Consider the following 4,896-nt stretch of genomic DNA (forward strand, 5'->3'; position numbering starts at 1 on the left):
GGCATTATGTTGCCGTACCGAGTTGCCTCGCGCCGATGTTGGGGTTCGCTGCGCTCAACCCAACCTACAACGTCACCCGTAGGTTTGGGTGAGCGCAGCGAACCCCAACACCCGCCCTCAGGCAGCCTGCGCCCCACAAAACGCCAGCAGGCTTTCGGCGATATGCGACAGCTCGCAGATCTGCTCGGCGGCGCCGAGCTTGAACGCGGCGCCGGGCATGCCCCAGACCACGCTGCTGGCCTCGTCCTGCACCAGCGTCCGTGCGCCCGCTTCGCGCATCGCCAGCAGGCCGCGCGCGCCGTCGTCGCCCATGCCGGTCAGCACCGCGCCGACGGCGTTGGCGCCGGCATGGTGTGCGACCGATCTGAACAGCACGTCGACGCTCGGGCGATGCCGGTTCTGCGGCGGCGCCTGGTCGAGCCGGCACACATAGCGTGCGCCGTCGCGCGCCAGGCTCAGGTGCCAGTCGCCGGGCGCGATGTAGACATGGCCCGGCACGATCTGCTGGCCGTCCCGCGCCTCGCAGACGCTCATCGCCGAGCTGCGGTCCATGCGCGCCGCGAACGGCCCGGAGAACGCGGCCGGAATGTGCTGCGTGATCAGGATCGCCGGCGCGTCGGCCGGCATCATCGCCAGCACGTCTTTGATCGCCTCGGTGCCACCAGTCGAAGCGCCGACCGCGATGATCCTTTCGGTGGTGCGGAACAGGCCGCGCCGCAGCGCCGGTAGCGGAGCCGGAGCAGCCGCATGCGCCGACCCGGATGGCGCCGGGCGCGTGTTCGGGCTCAGCACGCGTATCCGCGCCGAGGCCGCTGCCTTGACCTTCAGAATCAGGTCGTGCGCGTATTCGCGTAGACCGGCTTCCAGGTCGATCTTCGGCTTGGTGACGAAATCGACCGCGCCGAGTTCCAGTGCCTGCAGCGTGACTTCGGCGCCGCGTTCGGTCAGCGACGACACCATCACCACCGGCATCGGCCGCAGGCGCATCAGGTTCTCGAGGAAGGTCAAGCCGTCCATGCGCGGCATCTCGATGTCCAGCGTCAGCACGTCGGGATTCAGAACCTTGATCTTGTCGCGCGCAATGATCGGATCGGGCGCGGTGCCGACCACTTCGATCTGCGGGTCCTCCGACAGGAACTCGACCAGCAGCTTGCGCATCAGCGCCGAGTCGTCAATGACCAGCACACGAATCTTCTTCATCAGAACAGCTCCACGGAACCGTCGGCAGGACGGTTGCGCATGTACCGGCGATATTGCTCCTCGCGTGCCACGAGTTCGGAGCGGTCGGCGGCCGGAAGGCGCTTGACCAGCATGCGCCCGCTCGGAGGGAAGTAATGGACGCGGCGCGGAAAGACGTCGAACAGATCCTGGGCCACCACGTTGATTTTCTCGGCGCGCAGATAGGCGAGCGCGAACTCGCCGTTGCGATCACCGACCGGATTGAGCGTCATGCCCGGCAGCACCGCGCCGCCGCCGACGAGCTTGGCCTCGAGCCTCTCGCGGCGCGCGCCGCGCTTGAACAGCTCATTGATCAGCACTTCCATCGCGTAGCTGCCGTAGCGCGCCGACTCGCCGCCAGGGCCGGCCTGGCTGCTGTCCGGCAGCATGAAGTGATTCATGCCGCCGACACGCGCAACCGGATCGCGCAGGCAGGCGGCGACGCAGGAGCCGAGTACCGTCACCAGCATCACGTCCTCACTGGTGACCCGGAATTCTCCGGGCAGGATCTTGATCGCGACCGCACCGAACTTGGGATCGAAGTAGCCGGCGCTGGTATTGCGCCCTTCGGGTTCGTTGCGCGCTGCGGAAGTGAGCGCCATGGTCATCGGCTCCGTGCGCGCTTGTAAATCGTGCGGCCGCAGGACTCGAACAGGTCGCCAGCGTGGAAGAAGCTCTCCGAATGGCCGGCGAACAGCAGCCCCTCGGGCGACAGCAGCGGCGCGATCCGCGACAGCACCGTGTACTGCGTCGGCTTGTCGAAATAGATCATCACATTGCGGCAGAAAACTGCGCGGAACGGGCCTTTCATCGGATAGCGCTCGCCGAGCAGATTGAGCTGGCGAAAGCTGACCAGGCTGCGCAGTTCGTCGTTGACCCGGCACAGGCCCTGGTTGCCGCCGGCGCCGCGCTTGAAGAATTTCCGGCGGCGCGCATCGGACAGTTTTTCGATGCGGTCTTGGGTATAGATGCCCTCGGCTGCCGTCGCCAGCACCTGGGTGTCGATGTCCGTGGCGAGGATCGACACCGGCGGCTTCATCGTGCCAAACACTTCGGCGGCGGTGATCGCAATCGAATACGGCTCCTCGCCGGTGCTCGAGGCCGCGCACCACAGCAGCAGGTGCTCGCCGGGCTGGCGCTGCGCCAGCAGCTCGGCGAGGCGCTCGAAGTGATGCTCCTCGCGGAAGAACGAAGTCAGGTTGGTGGTCAGCGCGTTGGTGAATTCCTGCCATTCGTCGGCGTTGGCATCGGCCTCCAGCGGGTCGAGATAAGCGCGGAAGGAATCGGCGCCGCAGGCACGCAGGCGACGCACCAGCCGGCTGTAGACCAGGTCGCGCTTGCTGTCGTTGAGCGCGATGCCGGCGCGGGCGCGGATCATCGCGCAGACACGCCTGAAATCGCCGTCGGTCAGCGTGAACTCGCGCGCATTCAAGTCGAAGCCGGCAAGCTCCACAGCGCCCGCTGCGTCGCGGGCCGCAAGCTGGGTACTCATCCCCTGGCCCCGCGACTGCCGGAGGCAGTTGCGGCCACCGCAGCGAGTCGCGACGAAATCGGCGTCGGCCTCGCGCGCCGCGGCGGCGGTGGCGGCGTACGCGCGGCCACCGGCGGCGCGATCACGACCGGGCGCGAGGTTTCGGCGTTGTCGAGCCTGAACTGCGATACCGACACTGCCAATGCATCCGCCTGCTCTTCGAGAGTCCGGGCCGATGCCGAGCCCTCTTCCACCAGCGCGGCATTCTGCTGCGTGACCCGATCCATCTGGCTGATCGTCCGGCTGACCTGCTCGATGCCCTGGCTCTGTTCCTGCGATGCGCCGGCGATCTCCGCCATGATCTGACTGACGCGGCCGACGCCGGTGACGATGTCGTCCATCGTGCGGCCGGCCTGCTCGACCTGTGTGACACCGTTGCCAACCTTGTCGACCGATGCGCTGATCAGCGCCTTGATCTCCTTGGCGGCCGCCGCGGAGCGCTGCGACAGGCTGCGAACTTCGGCGGCGACCACGGCAAAGCCGCGGCCCTGCTCGCCGGCGCGCGCGGCTTCGACCGCCGCATTCAGCGCCAGGATGTTGGTCTGGAACGCGATGCCGTCGATCACGCTGATGATGTCGACGATCTTCTTGCTGGAGCGCTGGATCTCGCCCATGGTCTTGACCACTTCGCTGACGACCTGGCTGCCCTTGCGCGCGGTTTCGGACGCGCCGGCCGCGAGCTGCTTGGCCTGGTGCGCGTTGCCCGCGTTCTGCTTGACCGTCGAGGTCAGCTCTTCCATCGACGCCGCCGCCTCCTCCAGCGAGGCGGCCTGCTGCTCGGTACGGTCCGACAGGTCAGCATTGCCGGCGGCGATCTCGCGCGCGACGACGTTGATCGTGTCGCTGGATTCGAGCAATTGGCCGACGATATCGGTGAGCTGCTCGACGGTGGCGTTGGCGTAGTCCTTGAGCCTGCCGAAAACACCGAGGAATTCGCCTTCCATCCTTTGCGTCAGATCGCCCTGCGCCAGGGCGCCCAGTACCCGCATCACTTCCTCGAGACTGGCGGCATTGATCCGGGTCAGGCGGTTGACGCCATCGGCGAGTGCTCGCAGCGCGCCGTCCTTGCCCTGCAGCGGAATCTGCCGCGAGAAATCACCCGCGGCGGCCGAGCCGATCACATCGACCAACTCGCTCTCCATCGCGACCTGGTCGCTGACATCGATCCATTGCGCGATGGTGCCGAGATTCTCGCCGCCAGGCCCGAGAATCGCGTTGTAGATGAAATCGATCTGGCGGCCGAAGAAATCGGCGCGGGAGCGTTTGTGGCCCTGCACTTCCTGCATCCGCCGGATCGCGGCGGGCCCATCGGCGTAGATCGCGCCGATGCTGCCGCCGACGAAGTCCTCGACTCGAAAACCGGGATTGAAGCGGCGCACGTCCGGCTCGACTGCTTTCAACATGCGCAGCAGCGCCGGGTTGGCGTACAGCACGGTGCCGTCATAGGCCGCAATGCGGATCATCGTCTCCAGGCCATCGAAGGCATGGACGATGAAACGGGGATCAATCGTCATGGTGAAGCTCCTTGCCGCATTCTTAGAATTCGGTCCACGGTTCGCTCTGCTTGACGGCGCCGGCACCGGCACCAGATACGGATACGGCTTTGGGCACGGCCGCGGCGACGCCGTTGCGGCGCGGAGGATTGGCGCCCGCCGCCTTCACCCGCATCGGCGAGACGCGGCCGGCGGCGAACCGTTCTGGCTTGCGCAGCGTCGGCGCTGTGCTGCGCGGCGCGGCCTCCACTTCGGCCTCTTCGTCACCGAGGCGGAACTGCCCAACCGAATCCAGCAAGCCGGCGACCTGCTCTTCCAGCGAATGCGCGGCGGCCGTAGCTTCTTCGACCAAGGCCGCGTTCTGCTGGGTGACTTCGTCCATCTGCGTGATCGTCGTATTGACCTGCTCGATGCCCTGGCTCTGCTCCTGCGAGGCCGCGGTGATCTCCGACATGATGACGGTCACGCGCTTCACGCTGGTCACGATCTCGTCCATCGTCCGGCCGGCCTGCTCCACCAGCTTCGAGCCGGCGTCGACCTTGTCCACCGAGTCGCCGATCAGGGTCTTGATCTCCTTGGCCGCCGCCGCGGAGCGCTGCGCCAGGCTGCGGACTTCCGAGGCCACCACCGCGAAGCCGCGGCCCTGCTCGCCGG

General features: G+C 67.0%; 4 protein-coding genes and 1 pseudogene. All 5 read right to left on the minus strand.

The features are described 5' to 3' along the window. Positions 1-117: 117 nt before the first annotated feature. Positions 118-1,200, minus strand: coding sequence for a chemotaxis response regulator protein-glutamate methylesterase (locus JWQ90_RS26745; protein ID WP_299698135.1), 1,083 nt, complete (start codon positions 1,198-1,200; stop codon positions 118-120). Continuing rightward, the gene (gene cheD, locus JWQ90_RS26750; RefSeq protein WP_299698136.1) at positions 1,200-1,820 is read right to left on the minus strand and encodes a chemoreceptor glutamine deamidase CheD; all 621 of its coding nucleotides are present in this window, start codon (positions 1,818-1,820) and stop codon (positions 1,200-1,202) included. The genes JWQ90_RS26745 and cheD overlap by 1 nt, the downstream gene beginning before the upstream one ends. 2 nt (positions 1,821-1,822) lie before the next feature. Continuing rightward, positions 1,823-2,710: a CheR family methyltransferase gene (locus tag JWQ90_RS26755; RefSeq protein WP_299698137.1), complete on the minus strand. Its 888-nt coding sequence runs from the start codon at positions 2,708-2,710 to the stop codon at positions 1,823-1,825. Further along, positions 2,707-4,245, minus strand: a pseudogene (locus JWQ90_RS26760) (methyl-accepting chemotaxis protein); the annotation flags it as partial. The pseudogene JWQ90_RS26760 and the gene JWQ90_RS26755, both read right to left, overlap by 4 nt. A gap of 40 nt (positions 4,246-4,285) precedes the next feature. Further along, the coding region (locus JWQ90_RS26765) for a methyl-accepting chemotaxis protein (protein ID WP_299698139.1) at positions 4,286-4,896 on the minus strand (611 nt) is incomplete at its 5' end.

This window comes from Hydrocarboniphaga sp. (genome assembly GCF_028291725.1).
GTDB lineage: Bacteria > Pseudomonadota > Gammaproteobacteria > Nevskiales > Nevskiaceae > Hydrocarboniphaga.